The 20,938-nt window shown below is 41.1% G+C and carries 10 protein-coding genes and 1 pseudogene; 3 read left to right on the top strand and 8 right to left on the bottom strand.

The window, feature by feature from the left end; genetic code table 11:
- The first annotated feature begins 4 nt into the window (after positions 1-4).
- On the top strand, positions 5-4,384 hold the full coding sequence (locus AB5217_RS10020) for a two-component regulator propeller domain-containing protein (RefSeq protein WP_032844631.1): 4,380 nt from the start codon (positions 5-7) through the stop codon (positions 4,382-4,384).
- Between the two features lie 36 nt (positions 4,385-4,420).
- On the opposite strand, the gene AB5217_RS10025 is transcribed toward AB5217_RS10020, so the two are convergent.
- The 6 genes from AB5217_RS10025 to AB5217_RS10050 form a co-directional block, all read right to left on the bottom strand.
- On the bottom strand, positions 4,421-5,725 hold the full coding sequence (locus AB5217_RS10025; RefSeq protein WP_004299829.1) for a pectinesterase family protein: 1,305 nt from the start codon (positions 5,723-5,725) through the stop codon (positions 4,421-4,423).
- Between the two features lie 33 nt (positions 5,726-5,758).
- On the bottom strand, positions 5,759-7,432 hold the full coding sequence (locus AB5217_RS10030) for a DUF5123 domain-containing protein (RefSeq protein WP_032844633.1): 1,674 nt from the start codon (positions 7,430-7,432) through the stop codon (positions 5,759-5,761).
- 16 nt (positions 7,433-7,448) lie between these two features.
- Positions 7,449-9,524, bottom strand: a complete 2,076-nt coding sequence (locus AB5217_RS10035) for a RagB/SusD family nutrient uptake outer membrane protein (protein ID WP_004305005.1) — start codon at positions 9,522-9,524, stop codon at positions 7,449-7,451.
- A gap of 10 nt (positions 9,525-9,534) precedes the next feature.
- On the bottom strand, positions 9,535-12,786 hold the full coding sequence (locus tag AB5217_RS10040) for a SusC/RagA family TonB-linked outer membrane protein (RefSeq protein WP_004305006.1): 3,252 nt from the start codon (positions 12,784-12,786) through the stop codon (positions 9,535-9,537).
- Between the two features lie 111 nt (positions 12,787-12,897).
- Positions 12,898-15,378 (bottom strand): glycosyl hydrolase family 95 catalytic domain-containing protein, encoded by a 2,481-nt coding sequence (locus AB5217_RS10045; RefSeq protein ID WP_032852073.1) that lies wholly within the window; start codon positions 15,376-15,378, stop codon positions 12,898-12,900.
- A 21-nt stretch (positions 15,379-15,399) separates the two neighbouring features.
- Positions 15,400-17,019: a pectinesterase family protein gene (locus AB5217_RS10050; RefSeq protein ID WP_032844635.1), complete on the bottom strand. Its 1,620-nt coding sequence runs from the start codon at positions 17,017-17,019 to the stop codon at positions 15,400-15,402.
- Between the two features lie 282 nt (positions 17,020-17,301).
- Here AB5217_RS10050 and AB5217_RS10055 point away from each other — a divergent pair, with 282 nt between their 5' ends.
- Positions 17,302-18,942, top strand: coding sequence for a pectate lyase (locus AB5217_RS10055; RefSeq protein WP_032844636.1), 1,641 nt, complete (start codon positions 17,302-17,304; stop codon positions 18,940-18,942).
- Positions 18,943-19,109: 167 nt separating this feature from the next.
- Entirely contained in the window at positions 19,110-19,310 is a 201-nt protein-coding gene (locus AB5217_RS10060) for a DUF2007-related protein (protein ID WP_004299812.1), read from the top strand.
- Positions 19,311-19,486: 176 nt separating this feature from the next.
- On the opposite strand, the gene AB5217_RS10065 is transcribed toward AB5217_RS10060, so the two are convergent.
- Together AB5217_RS10065 and AB5217_RS10070 are read right to left on the bottom strand one after the other, a co-directional pair.
- Entirely contained in the window at positions 19,487-19,921 is a 435-nt protein-coding gene (locus AB5217_RS10065) for a hypothetical protein (RefSeq protein WP_004305010.1), read from the bottom strand.
- Positions 19,922-20,785: 864 nt separating this feature from the next.
- A pseudogene (locus AB5217_RS10070) lies at positions 20,786-20,938 on the bottom strand (ISAs1 family transposase); the annotation flags it as partial.

A 20,938-nucleotide genomic window follows, 5' to 3' on the forward strand; every position in this document is an offset into this window, starting at 1 on the left:
TATCATGAAGACACTCTATGTTTTCCTTTTATGCTTATACACCAGTCTGACTGTAGCAGCTCAACCTCTTTGCCAGATTAAACACTTCTCTGTCAATAGTGGCCTTTCGCAAGGAGTAGTAGTGAATATAATGCAAGACAAAAAAGGATTTCTTTGGTTCGCCACCTGGAATGGACTAAACAAATTTGACGGATACACATTTAAAAATTACAAAGCATTTCCGGGAGACGGCTGTACTTTAACGACTAACCGTTTCTCTTATATTACAGAAAGCAAAGACGGAGATATATGGTGCAAATCTTATGATAACCGTGCATATCTATTTGATATTCAGACAGAGAAGTTTATTGACATACTCCTTCCTATTGAATCATCCCTGCAACAGACCAACACAGTCAGCAATATCTATACCTTAAATAAAGGGATTACATGGATCACCTGCGAACAAGGTTATGCTTTCAGAATCAATGAGCAAACCTGCAAAGAAGGAAAAGATATCATTTTATACAGCAGTTTCAACCAAAATTTAAAAGGAAACAAGATATTCGACATTTACGAAGATTCCGACGGGGACGAATGGATCATGACAGATAAGGGAGTAACCATCATCGGGAAAAAACGAATCAACAGCGATTATCCGTTCAAAATGGTCAAAGAATATAATAAGAGAATATATCTTATCTCAACTTCCGGAAAAATCGCAATATATGATCCCAAGAACGGAAATATAAAATTCCAGGAGCTACCATGTCCTGTCACAGATATCTATTCCATATCTTCCATTTCCCCTTCTAATGACAAGATCGGCTTAGGAACTGACAACGGATTTATAACATACGATACAGAAAAGAAAAAATTCCAACATTTTAATATACAAACAGCCACCCAGCCATCCAATGAAGCTCATTTCTTTTATCAGGACAAAACCGGAGAAGTCTGGATCTTTGCCAATACCTCCGGTGTGATAAAGCTAAATCTGAAAACAGGAGATAAGCAGCACTTCACAGCTCCTATACAAAACCTAATCCAATATGAACGCGACAACCGGTACATGATCTTTGAAGACCATGAAGGCACACTATGGATGAGTCCTCAAAAAGGGCATTTGTGCTATTATGACCGCGACAGTAATCAACTGAAACTATACTTTGCAGATGAAAATAATCCCGCTTCCCTATTTGCCCCCTCTATTCGCTATTATTATACCGACCGGCAACAGAATGTATGGATTACCAATGACCGGGGCGTAGACAAAATATCTTTCTATCCCAATAAATACAAAATACGTCCCATAGACAATGGATTGGAAATACGTGCTTTTCTTGCCGACAAACAGAAACGTCTCTGGGTTGCTTCCAAAAAGGGAAACGTCAGAATTTACCGTCCGGATGGGACATTAGAAGGCTACCTTTCTCCACAGGGCATAATCACCCCTCAAGAGGTTACTTTCGGAAAAAGTGTGTACTGTTTTATGGAAGATAAACAAGGAAATATATGGATGGGAACCAAAAAAGACGGCCTCATCCTTCTAAAGAAGAAAAATGAGCACTCCTATCTTTTACAACAATTCGTCCATCAGCCACAAGATACATACAGTTTAAGCAACAATAGTGTCTATAGTATTATTCAGGATAGTCATGACAATATATGGATCGCATGTTATGGAGGTGGCCTCAACCTATTATCACACGCACCTGATGGTTCTACCAACTTTATCCATAGCGGCAACCGGCTGAAAAACTATCCTGTTTCTACTTCACTCAAAATAAGACATATCGCAGAAGCCCCCAACGGAGTGTTATTGATTGGCACAACCAATGGTTTACTTACATTCTCCAATAAGTTCGATCAGCCTGAAGAAATTAAGTTCTATCACAGCAACCGTATCCCTAATGTAGATTCCAGCCTTAGCAGTAATGATGTCATGCAGATATTTACTGACAGTCGAAAAAACACTTATGTAATAACATTCACCGGAGGAATCAGCCAGGTTATCTCTAAAAATCTGCTCACGGAAGATATACAATTCAAAAGTTATACAATCAAAGACGGATTAGCTTCCGATTTGGTACTTTCAATGCTCGAAGATACTCAAAAACAATTATGGGTAATCTCCGAAAACTCCATATCCAAATTCAATCCACAACAAGGAACATTTGAGAATTATGGAAGTAATTACTTTCAGAGAGAACTGAATCTCACTGAAGCAGTTCCCACACTAACCAGTCAAAAGAAAATCGTTCTCGGAACCAATCAAGGGATACTTGAAATCAACACAGAACAAATGAAAAAAAGTTCTTATGTACCTCCTATTGTATTTACCGGACTCAAAATACAAGGAAGTCAACTTCATGTAGCGCTTGATGACATAAAAGAACTGGAACTAAATCCTTCGGAACGTAATGTCACCTTTCAATTTGCAGCCATTGATTATGTAAATCCCGATGCCATCGAATACGCCTATCGTCTGCAAGGCCTGGAAGAAGAATGGAACGAAGCCGGTAATAACCGCTCTGCAACATACATAAATTTACCTGCCGGAGAATATCAACTGCAAATCCGTTCCAGCAATAGCGACGGAGTATGGACCGATAATATACGCACTCTCCCCATTCATGTTTTACCCACTTTTTGGGAAACATACTGGGCATGGTTATTCTATATTGTCATGTTCGTGTTATTCACTACCATCATTGTATACATTCTGTTCTATATCTACCGTTTGCGGCATCAGGTTGACTTGGAACAACATTTATCCAATATCAAATTACGCTTCTTCACTGATATTTCACATGAATTACGCACTCCTTTAACTTTAATATCCAGCCCTGTATCAGAAATTCTAGCGCATGAAACAATCTCTCCGACAGTTCGGGAACATCTAAATTTGGTACATAAAAACACAGAACGTATGCTTCGTCTGGTTAATCAACTACTGGATTTCCGCAAAATCCAAAATAAGAAGATGAAAGTGTTGGTAGAAAAGACAGAACTCGTATCCCAATTACAGAAGATAATGGAAAGCTTCCACCTTATAGCAAAAGAAAAGAGAATTGATTTCCAACTTCAAACTAATACAGACAAAATATACGCATGGGTAGACCGTGACAAATTTGAAAAGATATTCTTCAATCTACTTTCAAATGCCTTCAAATATACACCGAACGGGAAGAAAGTAACGGTAAATATGATAACAGGTTCGGAGCAAGTCACCATCTCTGTATCTGATGAAGGCATTGGCATTGCTCCCGAAAAGCAACAATCCCTATTTTATCGATTTGAAACACTGGCACAATACAATATCCTGCAGCCCTCATCCGGCATTGGGCTTTCACTGGTACGCGAATTAATAGAATTACATCACGGAAATATCCAAGTGAAAAGCGAGCCGGGAAGTGGAAGTGAATTCATTGTCACACTTCCTAAGGAAGAAAAAGCATTTGCAGACGATCAACAAGCCGAATTTATTTTATCCGACAGTGACAATAATTCACCGACGATACAAGCTACTGAAGAAGATTCGGATAGTACATCCTTCAAGGCAGCATACGCAGAGAATGAAAATAAAACCGACGCAGAGGATGAAAAAACTTCCATTCTTATTGTCGAAGACAACAATGAATTACGTCATTTCCTATGGAATATCCTGTCAGAGACTTACACTGTTCTCGAAGCAACAAATGGAAAAGAAGGATTAAAATATGCACAGCAGTACATTCCGGATCTGATAATCAGTGATGTTATGATGCCGGTCATGGATGGATTAGACATGGTGAAAGCAATCAAAGCCGATCATGACACCTGCCATATTCCTATTATATTACTATCAGCAAAATCTTCTTTAGATGATCGGATAGCAGGACTGGAACAAGGTATCGATGACTACATTACCAAACCATTCAGCTCTACATACTTAAAAACCAGAATCTTGTCGCTGCTCCGTCAGCGTAAACAGCTACAAGATCTATATTTATCGAAACTGTCAGAGCATACTCAAGAAGAGGATCATATAAATGGGTGGGAGCCTTCACAACCTCAAGTGACTCCATACGATGAACAATTCATGCAACAAGTAATGGCGTTTATGGAGGAACAAATGGATAATACAGATATCACCATCGACGACTTCGCCAACAAACTAATGTTAAGCCGTACGGTATTCTACCGAAAATTAAAATCCATTGTTGGGCTGACTCCGGTAGATTTCGTATGTGAAATGCGCATCAAACGAGCCGCCCAGCTAATTGAAAAAAGTGAATACAGTTTCTCCCAAATTGCTTATATGACCGGTTTCAATGACCCGAAGTACTTTAGCAGGCGCTTCAAAAAAATCATGGGAGTCACTCCTACAGAATATAAAGAAAGAAAGGGAGATGCCTCATAAGCACCTCCCCTTTCCTTACCAGTTTTCTATATTCAATTACAATACACCTTTTTTACCTTGCGTTCCATATTGATTCACGGCAGATACCTTCAAAGCATAATTCACTTCCGACACCGGAAAAGAGGTATCAGTAGTCGTCCCGAGAATCTGTTCTCCATCATATACAATATATCCGATCGCATTTTTCACAGGATTCCATTTAAGAGTGCCTTGCTGATAAACCAGACTGCGCGGACTTCCTAATTTCTCCATCATAATACGCGGATTCCAGCCATCATTACCCGGAATCATATTTTCGTACGTATATTTGTCCGCCTCCTCTTTCGTTATAGTTGCCTGACAGGTACCCGATACTTCCTTACCGGTTTGGCGGTCTTTATATTGATATTCCGTTTTGCGTTTACTTAAATCCAACACATTACCCTGTGCATCACGACTATTGTATTCGGCAAAAATCCCGGGAACCGTTCCCATATTCGTCCATCCTTCATCAGCGACAGGGATAAGCATGATGGTATTGATATACACCGTCTTCGAATTATTATGCCATGGACGCCCCAACTTCAAACGTCCGTCAGCCGCTTCACTGTTTCCATCTATAGTGCAATTACGAAAAGCATAACCATATTTAGCATCTTTATGGGAAGGAGCCACTATTACTGCTCCACTCCGTACATTATAAAGCGTACAGTTTTCCAGCAACACATCACCACCACCATAAAAATAGTCTACCGCGCCTTCTATCCAGCAATCTTTCACATAGTGCCGACTGACATCATTATTGGCAGTCATCCAAGTATCTTGAAAAGAACGGAACTTACAATTATAAAAGGAAGCACAATCTGCCTGACTATTCATAGCCAAAGCCTGCGGACCATTATCTGATAAAACTCCCCAGTCATTCACATACGAAATGTTTTCCGTATAAAAGTGGTCTCCTTTTACCACCACTACCGATCCCTCGTATTTATAAACTGGAGAGGAAGGATTATGAACCGAGTGTTCCCAATAAGCTGTTTTTCCACCTATTTCTTTACCGGTCAGTTTACTACCAACATTCAAGTTTAAATGAATAATGGTCTTATCCTTATCCTGGCCTATTAAATGTACGTATGGCTTATTCTTAGGGATAATCACCTGCTCATTATACAAACCATTCTTTATCAGAATCAACCAAGGTTTCGTCTGTCCGTCAGGTACAGCATTGATTGCTTCCTGAACCGTTTTATAATCTCCACTACCATCAACAGCTACAATAGCCTGATAAGGCGATGAGTCCGCCTGTGCATAAATCATTGCACAGGCACTCATCAATAAAATTGATAATACAATATTCTTCATGATATTCTTTATACCTAACAATTATAGGATCAATTAATACCAACGTGGATCACCAGCATTACCCGTTCCGGCGAACCCGGCTCCCGGTTTAATATGGAAATCACCGTTTAATGGATCAACGAACAAGTCATCCGAGCTTTGTTTTATTCTCGTTATTTCTTCAAACCTGTTATTGCCTTCCTGCAGGTCGGAGGTGATATAACAATTATCAGAGAAGTTCAAAATGTCATAAGCACCATTTCCACTATTCATTTTCTTTCCTTTGTTCGGACCGGAGAAAATCAAATTCCGCATTGTCGCAGATTTCGGAGAAGGCGGAGTACTTGCCGCATTATCGAAACGGAAAACTTTAGGCAATTCCTTCTTAGCATCCATAGAATTATAGAAAGTACAATTTTCCAATATCACATCACCGATTCCCCCTTTCACGTCCATCAACTGGTCACCAATATTAATCAATGTACTATTCGTTATAGAAACCTTTTCCAACTGATCGATATTTTTTCCGAAATTAATCATTCCATATCCGTCCGTACCAACTTCGGATATGACACAGTTATCAATCGTAATATCCGTCATGAACACACCACTTCCATCGCTAATACGAACAAGCGTACGTTTTATGTTCTGTATAGCACAGCCTGTGAATGAAATAGACTGGGCATAAGAACTATTTTTCCAATCCGTCATATAACTGGCCTCGCCATTTCCATTCAGGCAAACAAACTCGAATGACAGAGACTGTATCGGAGAAGCCAATGATATTTTATTAGTCACAATAAGCTGTGGACGATTATTTTCATTAGCTTCCGTACTGGTAAACAAAATATTATCCAATCCCGGAATCTTTAGTTCACTTACCTTATACACCGCCCCCGGAGTAAGTTGGACAGTTACATTGCTACATTCTTTCTCTTTCACTAAATTAGATAACAATGTACTTAAATCAATGACTCCGGTTTCCGTAGCCTCCACAAAAAGGATTTCGCTACCACCCAATCCCTGTGTCTTGAATACATACGAACCACGTAATGCATCATTATTATAAATCCGAACACGATAGGTCGCTCCATTCTCCAATTCGGAGAGTGTTTTTGAACAAGCCGCTATATCTTCCGAAGTCAAATCAATCTGTTTTTCCTCACCATATTTCGTATCCACCATTTGAGCCAACGTCAGATGAGTTACCCTGTTCGTTTCTTCCCATGTCAAGGTTGCGGAATTAGCTGTAACTTCCACTCCGGTAAATAATTGCTCATCCGGAGTTTTAAATGCTACACTGACATAAGTGCTTGCCTTTCCCTGCGCATCTTCTCCTTTCATACGAACAGAATATTGCGTAGAACCGTTGAACTCCTGAAACAAAGTACGATATTCCACCCTCATAGGCGTATTACTCTCTGAAAATACAGTCAATGTATCTTTCAGAATCGTATCTGTCCTTACATAATTTTCCGCATTAAACTCCAAGCTGTCCGTATAAAACTCAAAAATATAGACTTTTGCATTCACAATCTGCGAATATCTTAATGTAACCGAAGTCGCATCGGTAGCCGACTTATCGAACGTCAACGGACGGAACAAAGCATCATAGTTCTTATTAACTGTCCAGTCATTGGCATCGTCCTCACAGGAAGACATACCCACTATCAAAGCCAATAGTACATACAGGCATGCTCCGGATAATCTATTAACTAGTCTTTTCATCTTTTCCTACCATTAATTATTTATAACCATACGAATTAGAAACATACCCTTGCGTCTTATTGACATCCTCATAATAAATAGCGAATACATGGCGATAATTACACACTCCATTACCAACAGAATATTTACGGAACTCCGCTTCGGCTTCACCGCCCCAGTTCAGCCTGCCAAACAAATTCGAATAGTCGTAAGACGCATTCAGCCCTGTACCGCAAACCAATATTCTAGCCATTGTTTTCACATAATTAGTATTCAGGGTTGCATTTATATCACCATCCTTATTCAATGTCACCTGCATACTGATCCAGTTGCACTCATACTGTCCTTTTGATGTAGAAGCAGTACCGGTTCCCATATCCTCATTGAAGTTAACAGACGACATATCAATGTATTCCGGATTATCAGAGTCTTCATATTTATAATAGATTTTTCTCGGTATTTCATCCACTTGATAAGTCTTCCCGAAAATAGTCACCGGCTTGTAGTCATACAACATACAAAGACCTATTTTCATCTCTTCTATTTTCTCCGCCAACAATCCCCAACGTGTCAAATCCTGACGACGAATAGATTCACAACCAAACTCCCATGCCCGTTCATTGACAATAGCCGTGAAGAAATCCGCGTCATACTGCGTGATTTCGGGAGCACCAGTACCAAATGCTCTTTCACGAACCTTTTCCAAAGCCTGTCGGGGAGACATACCGGCAATCGGACTAACTGCATCCGGCCCTGTCAATACATTTTGAGCCTCCGCAAACATCAGGTAAATATCTGAATACCGCATCAAAATCCAGTTGATACCAGTAGCAATACGTGAATTAGCTTTCGGGAAACGGACTTTCATATAATTATCAGTCATCCAATACCAACGCCATTTACCACAAGCCACTCCTAATGGATTACAGCGAATAACTTCCTTATTTTTTCCATTCTCATTGATATATTCCTGGAAAACACAAGTAACATCCCGACGGGTGTCTGCCGGATCAAATGAATAAAAATAGTAAGCAGTAGTAGCCGCATATCCTGCCCCTCCCATACCTTGGGTGGTATTAAAAACCCCTCTGTTCAGGTTGTATCCCATCGTGGCCCCCACATCTCCATTCTGTCCTTCACCAAAAGCGACTTCAAACAGGTTTTCATTATACTTGTTGTATTCCAGATGATTGACAGTAGACCAAATATTCTCATAACTGGGATCAAGCTCATGAGGATTATCAGTCGCTCCCAAAATCTCCGCACACTGTTTGGCAGCCAGCTCATAATAATCTTTCCAATTCTTAGGGCGACCGACGAAATATCCGTTCATTTCCGGAATGGTCGGATGATGTTCCACATCCAAGTCCGGAAACTGATTTCCATCCCGTACAGACCATCCTCCAGCAAATAGCGCTACCTTTGCCAGCAGTCCTTTGGCAAAACCTTTATTCATGCGTTCTACCGTATATGATTCTTCTCCCATCCAAGGCAGATATTCAATTGCCTCTTTCAAATCCTCTATGATATAATTATAAACAATATCACGATCCACTTTTCCTATATAGACATTTCCCAATCCGCTTTCAGACGCATGCTCTTTATATGGCACATCTCCCCAATAACGGATCAATTCAAAATAGCCTAACGCTTTTAGTGCTAATGCCTCTCCTAAATATCTACGCATGGCAGCCTTGTCCGAAGTAGATTGCATCAACGGTGACCGACGTATACCATCTACGATAGTAGTGGCGGATTCTGCCAGATAATAAAGTTTGTCCCATCTGGTATTCCGGTTATAATTATCGTCATAAAAATTGCCAGCACCTTCATCACGAAGTGTCGAATTATAGTTTTCCGTAGAAAACGCACCCGAGCCAACCTCCACGTCAGAAGCTCCCTGCCAGTTGACACACAGTTTCTGACCATATATATAGGTGTCCGTCATTGTCGCATATACACCCATCAAGGCTGCTTCCGTCAGAGCTGTCGATTTAAACAGATTCTCATCACTTGGAATAGAAGGACTTTCGGTATCCAAAAAATTATCCATACACGAAGTGCATAACACAGAGGAGGATAAAACCGCTAAAAATAGTTTCTGTATTTTCATTTTTCAAGTATTAAAAAGTAACATTAAGACCGAATACATAAGAATGTGCTTTCGGATATGCAGAATAATCCACACCCGGAGTCAAAGGGGTAGAACGTTGTGTGCTCACTTCAGGATCCTGTCCGGAATAAGCTGTCCAGCAAAACAGGTTATTGGCCGTAGCATACACGCGCAGGTTCTTGACTCCTAGCTTACGAGTCACAGTAACCGGAAGCGTATACCCTAACGTCAGGTTACTACAACGCAAAAAAGAGCCGTCTTCAATCGCCCAGTCCGTCACAAGCGTACGTCCCATCATAGGCATCCAGATAGAGGCTTTGGAATTGATTTCAACAAAGCGTTCCGGATTGGCGTCATTACCATACATTACATTGGCACCCGTTTCCGGATCAATAATCGACCAACGGTTTTCCAAACTCATAAAATCTCTGATATTATTATATTTACGATTCGTATGAGTGGATGCCATAATCTTATTGGCATTATATACTTTATTGCCATATGACCAGTTGAACATTGCCGCCAAGTCAAACCCTCTCCATGCAGCATTCAGCCCGAATCCGCCAATATGCTTTGGCTGTACACTACCGATCACTTTACGGTCATTATCCGCATCGATCACACCGTCATTATTCTGATCCTTCAGTTTGATAAAGCCAGGACCAAAGTTAGGCAGGTCATTAGAGAACAAAGCCCTGTCGTCTACTACCCCTTCATTCAGTATCCATTTTTTCGTATTCTCATCAAACGTAAAGTCGTCTACAGAATAAAAGCCCTCTACTTCGAAACCATAAATCTGTCCTACCGCCTGACCTACAATAGCACGAAAATCATCAGAGCCGATATCCGGTCGCCAGTTGGATTGCGCACTCAATACGGTTGCCGTTCCATCCAGTTTATTCACTATATTTTTATTGAATGATATATTGAAGTTAGCGCCCAGATAGAAATCTTTACTATTGATAATCGTTCCGCTAAGCGTAAGTTCAACTCCCCTGTTCGTACTGCGGCCTACATTCTGATACTGATATTCATATCCCGAATTTGAAGGAAGATCCATGCGTAAGATTAAATCTTTCGTTATATCATTATAGAAGTCAACCGTCACATTCAAACGGCTATTAAAGAGGCTGGCATCTATTCCCACATTAGAGGATAACTTCGTCTCCCAAGTCAGATTCTCGTTCCGCAAGGTGTTCTGCAATTTCAGGGCACTCTGTACTGTTTCATTCAGATAATATTGCCTATTGGCAGAAGATTCCATTTTATAATCCTGTCTCCAGTATGAATTGACACGCGCATTACCAACTGACCCGTAACTCACACGAAGTTTCAGATTATCCAGCCAGTCTTCCGTCTGCTTCATAAATTTTTCCTGGGAAATGCGCCATGCCAATGCCATACCCGGGAAAAATCCCCAACGATTTTCAGGAGCGAACACATTCGTTCCGTCGGCACGGGCTGTAAAAGTGAACATGTACCGGTCTTTGAAAGCATAGTTTAAACGACCGAAGTAAGATGCCGTACGAGAAGGTTCACCAAGAGTGGTATACGTTGGTTGGGATTCTCCATAGTTCCACATAGCCAACACTTCGCTCGCCGTAAAATCCATAGGATAATATTTGGATGAGGCAATCATCTGATTTCTGTAATTACTCACCATTTCATGTCCGGCCATCAGATCAAGACGGTGATTCTTTTTCAGAGAGAACCGGTAACTCAATATGTTCTGCAAGTTCCATCGTGCACCTTTCTCATCCGTACGTTTGGCTACGGGCTGACCGGCATTGGAGCTCGACTCTCCGGTTTTCTTTAACCAGACATTATCGGTATAATTATAAGTGTAGGCGTAACTACCTTTCAGCTGATAAGTCAATCCTTTAACAATTTCCCAGTTAAAGCCGGCATTATAAGTCATAGAAAACTGGTTTTGCTTCTTATACTCATTCACCGTATTATATACAGGATCATTCAATGATGATAACAATGCATCATCCGAGTAATCAATTTCACCCCCCAAAGCATCTCCCGCATCTATACTTGCAAGGCTGTTGATTGGCGAGAAAAGAACGGCATCTCTCAATTTACCTCCATTGGTACCCGCACCGTCAATCACCATTCTAGTCAAACGGCTGGAAAACTCAAACTTCAATTTGTTACTCAACTTTTTATCCATCTTCACACTCAAGTTATCCCTCACATAATTGGAGTTGAGCATAATGTACTTCTCATCATCCCGCGTATAACTCAAATTATAACGCAATGTGGCATCCGTTCCTCCTGTTATACCAACGTTATAGCTTTGTTTGAATCCGGTGTTTCCATATACTTTATCCTGCCAGTTCGTGCCTTCTACCGAACGATAAATATTGCGGTCGTCCCAACGTCCATACATCGAATTAATGCTACTGGTCAGAGAGGTGCCCGGATCAAGTTCTTTCTGATAACAGTAGTATTCGTAAGGTGAAAGTACCCCCGTCAGATTATACACATTACTGACACCCCAGTGAGCATTGAATGAGATTTCTGTTTTTCCCGCCTTACCGCTTTTTGTAGTAACAAGAATAACGCCGTTCGCACCTTTAGCTCCATAGATGGCGGTAGAAGAAGCATCTTTCAAAACATCAATGCTTTGAATATCACCGGGAGGAATATCATTGATATTACTCACCTGAAAACCGTCAACAATATATAACGGTGAATTGTCCTGGGTAATAGAACCACCACCACGTACTGTAATCTGGATTGTTGCATCGGGCGATCCATCAGTAGCCACTACATTCACACCTGCCAGTTTTCCTGTAATAGCCGCAGCCGCAGAAGTTATCGGAATATCCTTCAAAACCTTCTCACTCACTGAAGAAATCGCACCGGTCAAATCTCCGCGGCGTGAGGTTCCGTACCCTACCACTACCACTTCGTCCAAAGTCTGATTGTCTTCTTCCAACACAACTTTCAGATGTTTGCCCGGTTTCACAGTCGCAACAACTGATTTCATTCCTACAAAACTAATTTCCAACTTTGTTGCATCTTCGGGAACAGACAAAGTGAAATTTCCATCCAAGTCGGTAATTGTACCGACGGAAGACTTTTTCAACACCTTCACACTAGCACCAATAATAGCATCGCCGTTGGTATCCACCACCGTTCCTTTCACAGATACCTTCTGTGCATATACTGTTGTCGCCGTTATAAAGCACAAGAGCAAGCAACATATATACGCAAAGCATCTTCTCAAAAATAAATGTCTTTGTACATCCATAGTATTATCTTGATTAATTTGTTTCATTTTTGATGTTACAAAAGTCACACTTTTACATCTGTTTTCCACTCATTATTTATGCAAAAGCGTGGACTTTTTATATAGAATGTCTTATTTTACTGTAACAATAATCACCTCTCCTTCGCGTGTATCCACATCATACAAATAAGTATCACGTAATGCCACTCCTTTTAAAGGCGCTTTTTCACTAATCATCGGGCGTGAGATTTGCTGTACTTTAAATAATGCGTTCGGATTCGCTTCCTCTTCCTTCTTCTGTTTCAACAATGCTCCTTCAGCAGCCAATTTCCAGTAAGAGCGCAGGCGCAGATTACCTCCGGTTTCCGAACGTAACACAGCTTTTACCAGCTTACCGTCCTTCCAGATCAATTCATCAATCAAAAAACCTCCCCGGGCACGCAACCCTTTCACTGTCCCGCTCTTCCATTCCGAAGGCAACGAAGGCAACAGATGAATCGCACCATCATGACTTTGCACCAGCATTTCGGCAATACCAGCCGTGCAACCGAAGTTACCATCTATTTGGAAAGGTGGATGCGCGTCGAATAAATTAGGATACGTTCCGCCTCCCTGTCCTTTTTGTATTTCAGGGCTGACATAAGTCAGCTGATTCTTTATCAACTGATAAGCATGGTCCCCGTCAAGCATACGGGCCCAGAAACAAACTTTCCATCCCATTGACCAACCGGTAGAAGGATCTCCCCGTTGTATCAATGTGTTTTTTGCCGCTTCAAAGAGTACCGGAGAACGATAAGGAGAAATCTGATAACCGGGATATAGCCCCCAAAGATGAGAGATGTGCCGGTGACGATCATTAGGATGATCCCAGTCTTCAAACCATTCCTGCAATTGTCCGTACTGCCCTACCTGCATCGGAGGCAACTGCCGGCGCATATTCTTCAATGTATCACAAAAATCAGTATCTGCGTTCAGCACTTTGGCAGCTTCGCATGTATTTGAAAATAAATCAAAAACCAACTGATTATCCATTGTGATTCCTGCAAAAAGATTACTTTTCTTCTTTATCCAGCGCGGAGAATTCTCGGGTGAGTTGGAAGGAGTGACAACCAGATAACCCGTGTTCGGGTCGCGTACCAGAAAGTCGACAAAGAATTCCGAAGCACTTTTCATCATCGGATATACTTCCTCCAAATACTTCTTATCACCGGAAAACAAATAACGGTCCCATAAATGCTGGCAAAGCCATGCATTAGCCACAGGCCATGTCCCACAATAAGGACGGTCCACCGCACCCGTCATACGCCACAAATCCGTATTATGATGCAACACCCAGCCACGACAACCATACATTCGACTGGCAGCTTCACGCCCATTCTCGCTCAATTCACGTACCATCTGGATGAATGGTTTATGAAGTTCGGCCAAGTTAGTGATTTCCGCCGGCCAGTAATTCATTTCAGCATTAATATTCGTTGTATAATTGCAGCTCCAGGGAGGTCCCGGGTTATGATTCCATTTGCCCTGCAAGTTGGCGGGCTGGCATCCGGGCTGTGAAGATGAAATCAATAAGTAACGTCCATACTGGAAATACAATGCTATCAATGCCGGATCATAGGATGAAGAAAATTCCTTGATACGTACATCCATCGGCTTATTGGCTTGGGAAGTTTCACCCAAATCCAAAGTTACACGATTGAATTGTTTCTGATAAGCAGCAATATGAGCGGCTTTCGCTTTACTATAATCTTTCGCTGCATTTTTCAAATAAGCTTTATTCCGTTGATACGGATCGCCCGATATATCTTTATAGTTGACAAAGTTAGTCGCCATCGAGATATACAATGTAAGTTCACTGGCTCCTTGAACGCTAAGCAACGTGTCATTGGCAGTTATCACTTTCCCACCTTTATGTTTCACATCCAAATCGGCACAATAGTGCACTTTACCCGGAAAATAACGGCTGCCATGTGTAATACCTTCCAGCCGCAAACCTTTCTTTCCATAAATACTACGTTTCGGATCTCTCATCGGGGTATTAAAAAACAGTTCGCAATTGATTGTTCCCGGTTTGGATGCTTTGATATGCCTGATAACCAGTTGATCGGTAAATGATGCAAATGTTTCTTCGGTAAATTCCACTCCGTCTACTTCGTAGCGAGCCACAGCTACTGCATTGCTTATATCCAGATCACGATAGTAATTATTTACCTTTTTGTGATCTTGATAACGGATATTCAGACGACCCACTGTCTGGTAAGGCATTTCATTCCCCACTTGTGAAAGAATCTTCGTTGCCGCCATGTTCTGCGCTTCTTCGTACTTTCCTTCAAAAATCAACCGGCGCATTTCCGGCAAAGCCGTTTTTGCTTCTTCATTATAGTTCTGGTAAGGAGAGCCCGCCGACACTGTTTCTTCGTTCAACTGTATTTGTTCCAGTTGAGGGTCACCGAACACCATTGCTGCAATCCGTCCATTACCAACCGGGAGTGCTTCTTCCCAATAAGAAGCGGGTTTGTCATACCATATTCTATAGATGTTTTGTCCTTCCACATTCCCCAACAGAGAAGAAAAAGCCAACATACAACTGAATACTTTACTTATCATTTTCATATTTTAAAGTTTTAATTGTCATCACTCTTTTGAAGGTTCACTCAAAGACCCATACTCACTAACGGCCTTCACCTGATATGTCTTTCCTTCCTCAACATTACAAGACGTTTCCTTGGTTATTTGTACAGTTTCATCGTTCGCAATTACCAAATAACAAATTGCATATTTTGAAGCATCCCAACTTAATATTCCGTTTTCTCTTTTCAGATTTTCCGGTGCGGATATTTGTTCCATATATTTCTTCGGGTCCCAATTATCGCCCTCACGAACAACGTTTTCATACGTATACCGAGCTGCTTCACCTGCCGTAAGGACAGCCTGACAAATGCCTGTCACCGGATTCTCTTGTTCATCCTGATAGGTATATTGCGTTTTACGCTGGCTTAAATCTACAGCATTCCCCTCCTTATCCTTACTGTTATATTCAGCAAACATCTGAGGAATAGCTCCCATATCCGTCCATCCTTCCGGAGCTATCTTTATATTAAAAATCGTATTGAGATATACAGCTATCGGAGAATTATGCCAGGGACGCCCCAACTTGACACTTTCTGTATCAGCCAATTCATTTCCATCCACAATGCAATTATTCAACACATATCCCCAACGTGTTCCTACTTTATGAGAAGGAGCAACAATAATTGCGCCATCCCTCATATTATAAAAGGTGCAATGTTCGAGAAAGCAATTCCCGTTTCCATAGAAGTAATCAACGGCTCCTTCAATCCAGCAATTCTGTGCATACAGTCTGCCGTTATCCGATTTAGGCCCGGTCTGCCAAGTGTCTTGGTACGAGAGGAATTTGCAATTATTGAATGAGTTGCGGTCATTCTGGGTATACATTGCCAATGCCATAGGACCTTTCTGTAATTCTTTGCCATATCCGTTTACAAAAGATATATTCTCTACGTAAAAATCCGTAGCTTTCACTGATACCATAGCGGCTTCCGTTTTTCCTAAGTTCTTATAAGAGTACTTCCACACATCCGGATCAGTCGCACTGGCTTCGGTTGAGCTGTTAATTCGTAACTTGACAATTGTCTTATCCACATCCTGTCCGATGAGATGAATATACGGTTTGTCTTCAGGAATAATAATTTGTTCTTCATACGTTCCGTTCGCCACGAAAATGAGCCAGGGTTCTGTTCTTTTCGAGGGGACATTATCTATTGCTTTCTGTATACTGGTATAGTTTCCTTTTCCGTCAGGACTGACCACCGCATCAAATATGCGTGCTTCCGGTTGAGGACGTTCTCTGATTGTAAACTGAATACTGACACCTTCGAATACATTTCCCTGAAAGTCTATGACTGCACCTTTGGGGAGGCTGAACTGACAGGCCTGATTATAGTCCAAAGCAGTATAAGCGTAAGACGCTGTTTTACCTTTGAAAGTCAACTCCACTTCCTCGCCATTAAAATTCGCTTTCCCTTCTCCCGCTTTCACATACTCGTTAAAAGTAAGCAGAATCGTATTGTTTTCTTCGGCCGTTTCACCATTTGCAGGAGTTACAGACACCAAAGAAGGGGCTTCATGGTCGGGAACAAAAAAGTTATTGCTACTTTCCTTGCAACTTGTTGCCAGCAAAGCTGATAACAACAATAGTCCTTGGGACATCTTTGAAAATAAATGTGCTTTCATAAATTATTTGTTATATTCTTAATGATAGATTCTTATTCCATTATTATTTGGTCGTCCTGCCTTGAGCAGTTACTATTTCACGTTACAAAAGTATACGGAACAACATGAATACTTTCTCACTATTTGTTTGTTTGCGTGGACTTTTTTAATATCATTCAAAAGTTGCGGACTTTTTGTGCAATCTGGTGCACTATCTATGCAACCAGTTGTCTATCAAATTCTATCCACTTACATTTGTATCAGTATCACTATCATCACATTTTATAAAAAATCAGGTAAGATATGAAAAACAACAAGGTAAAATTCATTTTCGTGGCACTACTGTTTGCCACACAAGTAGAATCGTTCTCCTCCTGTTCCACATCTTCAGTCAATGAAGATAATAAAGAACAGGAGACTCCACCGGATTCTCCCTCCGTATCTCCACCAGTAGAAGAAACAGCATATGCCTTTCCCGGAGCTGAAGGAGGAGGAATGAACACTACAGGAGGAAGAGGTGGAAAGGTATATATTGTCAGATCCCTGGAAGACTCCAAAGCACCGGGTACCCTCCGGTATGCCATCGAACAAAAGGAGCCTCGTATAATTATCTTCTGTATATCCGGCACCATTTATCTAAAATCAACACTGGACATTCGGAACGGTGATGTCACGATAGCCGGCCAGACAGCTCCCGGAGACGGTATCTGCCTGGCTCACTTTCCAGTAAATGTATCGGCCGATAATGTAATTCTACGATACCTGCGTTTCCGAATGGGAGATACGGATTTACTGGGCTCTTCGGCTTCCGACGGTGCAGATGCTCTGGGAGGACGCCAGAAAAACAATATCATGATTGACCATTGTTCCATCAGTTGGAGCACTGACGAATGTGCTTCATTCTATGATAATACTAACTTTACTATGCAATGGTGTATTATTTCAGAAAGTCTCCGCTTATCGGGACATACCAAAGGCCCTCATGGATATGGCGGTATTTGGGGAGGAGTCAACGCTTCCTATCATCATAATCTGATGGCACACCATGACAGTCGCACACCACGTTTCGGTTCCGGAGTAAAATATCAAGGTCAGGAACGTACTGATATGCGTAATAATGTTATTTATAACTGGAGCGGTAACGGATGTTATGGCGGCGCAGCAATGGGTATTAACATTGTGGACAACTACTACAAACCCGGACCCGCTACGGATGCCAAAGTGGCCAACCGTGTGATGGCTATCGACATCAGCTCTTCTGATGGAGATTTTGCACCGATCAAAGGGGTATTGGGACAGTATCATATCAGCCGGAATTACTTCGAGGCAGGAAACCAACTGACAGAAGCATCCGCCGCAAAAGTGAACAAAGACAACTGGACTGGTATCCGTAACAACACCGGTCACTCTCTCGATGAACTGAAACGGGATACTCCGGTAGAAGTAGATGCGGTAACTACCCACACAGCACAAAAAGCTTACGAGCTGGTGTTGAAATATGCGGGTTGCAGTCTCAAACGAGATGATATAGATACTCGTATCGTTGAAGAGACACGCACAGGAACGGCACAATTCATCGGAAAGAACGAACACAACGGATTAGGAGATGCCCCCTGCCCGAACGGTCCTTGTGAACATTGCGACAAAGGTATCATCCATTGGAAAAGTCAGAATTATCCTAAGGGCGGACTTATCGATAGTCAGAAAGACCTAAAGCCTTCCGGAGCTGGTAGCGACTGGAGCGCATGGCCAACATTAAAATCATTGCCACAAATTACTGATTCTGACAATGACGGCATGCCTGACGAATGGGAAACCGCCAACGGATTGAACCCAAACAAATATGATGCAAACGGAAGAAATCTAAGTACTGCCTATGATAATATAGAGGTTTATATCAATAGCCTTGTAGAAACAATAACAAATACGCAAAATAAGAAATGAATGATGTGAGAGAAAACAACTCTTATTAACGCAAAAAACTGGTCAATTAATACAAATCCTGATTCAATGAATCATTTGTATACTATATATGAAACAATATTGCACCTCTATGTTGCTTTTCTCTCTTATCTTTGTCGCAGTAAAAACAAAAACACACTATAAAGATCATGATTACAAGTAGAAAGATTTCTCAAGTCAAAGTTTTTGCTGGTAGTCCTTGGGAGGTAGCCAGCGTAAAGAGTTTATTGAATGCAGCTTATATTCAAGTGTCAACGAAAGACAATGGTTTAAACAGTATTTTGATTTCTGTTCCTTGCGAATACTATACTGCGGCCATGCGTGTAATTAATAACAGAAAAGTTTCATAGGTTTTAGGTTTACATATAAATTGGAGGGTTCTTATTGTCAGCAGGAGTTTTGGCTGGATAATACGGTGACTAGCAACTCATTGCACCCTGACAATAAGCTATGACAATAGCTGACAATAAAAAGATCGTACTTTTATTGTCAGCCTGTTATTTAATAGATTAAATTCACAGCAGAATTATAGAATTCGTTTCAATCTCCTGCATATCTTTCTGATCCAGCAGTTGCTACAAATAGCGTTGTCCGACATAGAATTCTTCTCGAAGGATCGCAGTCTTTCGTATTGTTCCTCCACCATTTTCCATAAACCGTCCAGTCGCGAACTTTGGCCTCTAATTGCCATTAATTCCTGATCCCGCATATTCAAGAGTGAAGCATACAATCTGCTGGTTTTGTTTTTTTCCATGCAAAGTTGCTCTAATTCATCGATATATTCAGACGTAATTCCCAGCTTAGTCCGTTTTATGAATTGCTGGATACTATCATCATCTATGGAAACTGTATCGTTCTCATAAGACACTGTGATTTTTTTCATTTCCACCCAGAGCCAGATATACTCTTTTTCGAGTCGGTATTTCTCGGCTGCCGCTTCTATGCTAATCCATTGTGACATAGTGTTTGTTTTTAATTTGTTATACAACAAGGAATAAATAGTGCTCTGTTGATGTTGATTCAACAAACATTCGCGCTTTTTGTATTCCGGGCGGACAGGAGATTGGGGTTGGGGATTTTTAAGGGTTATGAAACCAACCGGATACAAAAAAAGCGTGAATGCTGTTGAATCATTATCCGTATTTGAGGCCTAGCAAACCCGTCCGAAAGATAATGATAACAACAGACATCCACGCTAATTGTGTATATATAACACATCTTTCATCGATATGTTGACATACGACCGTTCACGTGGAATATCTGTTGCCCCCCCTCTACGGACAGAAACTTGCTAGATTTCAAATACGAGGGATAATGCAATAATATTCCTATTTATAAATAAAAAACGCTTCTTACCTGTTTCATCACGCTGGTGAACAGAAAGCGTATGACAAAGATATGCTTTTTTTTCGAAACAAAGTGGAAATACGGAAATAAATACAGGAAGTTTTGTATTGAAAGAGAGGAAGTTCAATATTAGCAAAGAGCCTATAAGAAATATAAACTCGCTACGAAGCGAATGTCGCCCCGTTAAATGAGTAGTTAAATGAGTACTGCACATCCGGTATCTTTCACTAAAGAAGCAGGTATTGTTCTGCTAAAGTAACAGTATTGTTCCGTTAAAGCAGCAGCATTGTTCGGCTAAAGCAGCAGTATTGTTCTGCTAAAGCAGCAGTATTGTTCTGCTAAAGTACCGGTATCTTTACCTTCCCACGGCCGTGGTTACTTCTTTCCACAGCCGTGACGAATTCCTACCACGGCCGTGGGAAGATCTCGTCACGGCCGTGGCGAACTACCAATACCGGTAAGTTACAGGGAAAACGCATTATAAATCATGTAAAATAAGTTCCCATAAGAATTCATTATCCCACCCTGCTATTAATCTTTTTCTATTGATTGGTATCTCTCTTTTGTTGTTTCTTAATGTAGCCAATGCAATTTTCGCCAGTACGGAGAAGTTTAATGCTGATATATTTCT

Origin of the sequence: Bacteroides sp. MSSM.1001136sp1_RTP21357st2_D2_RTP21359_211015, from assembly GCF_040913205.1 — a bacterium.
Taxonomy (GTDB): Bacteria; Bacteroidota; Bacteroidia; order Bacteroidales; family Bacteroidaceae; genus Bacteroides; species Bacteroides ovatus.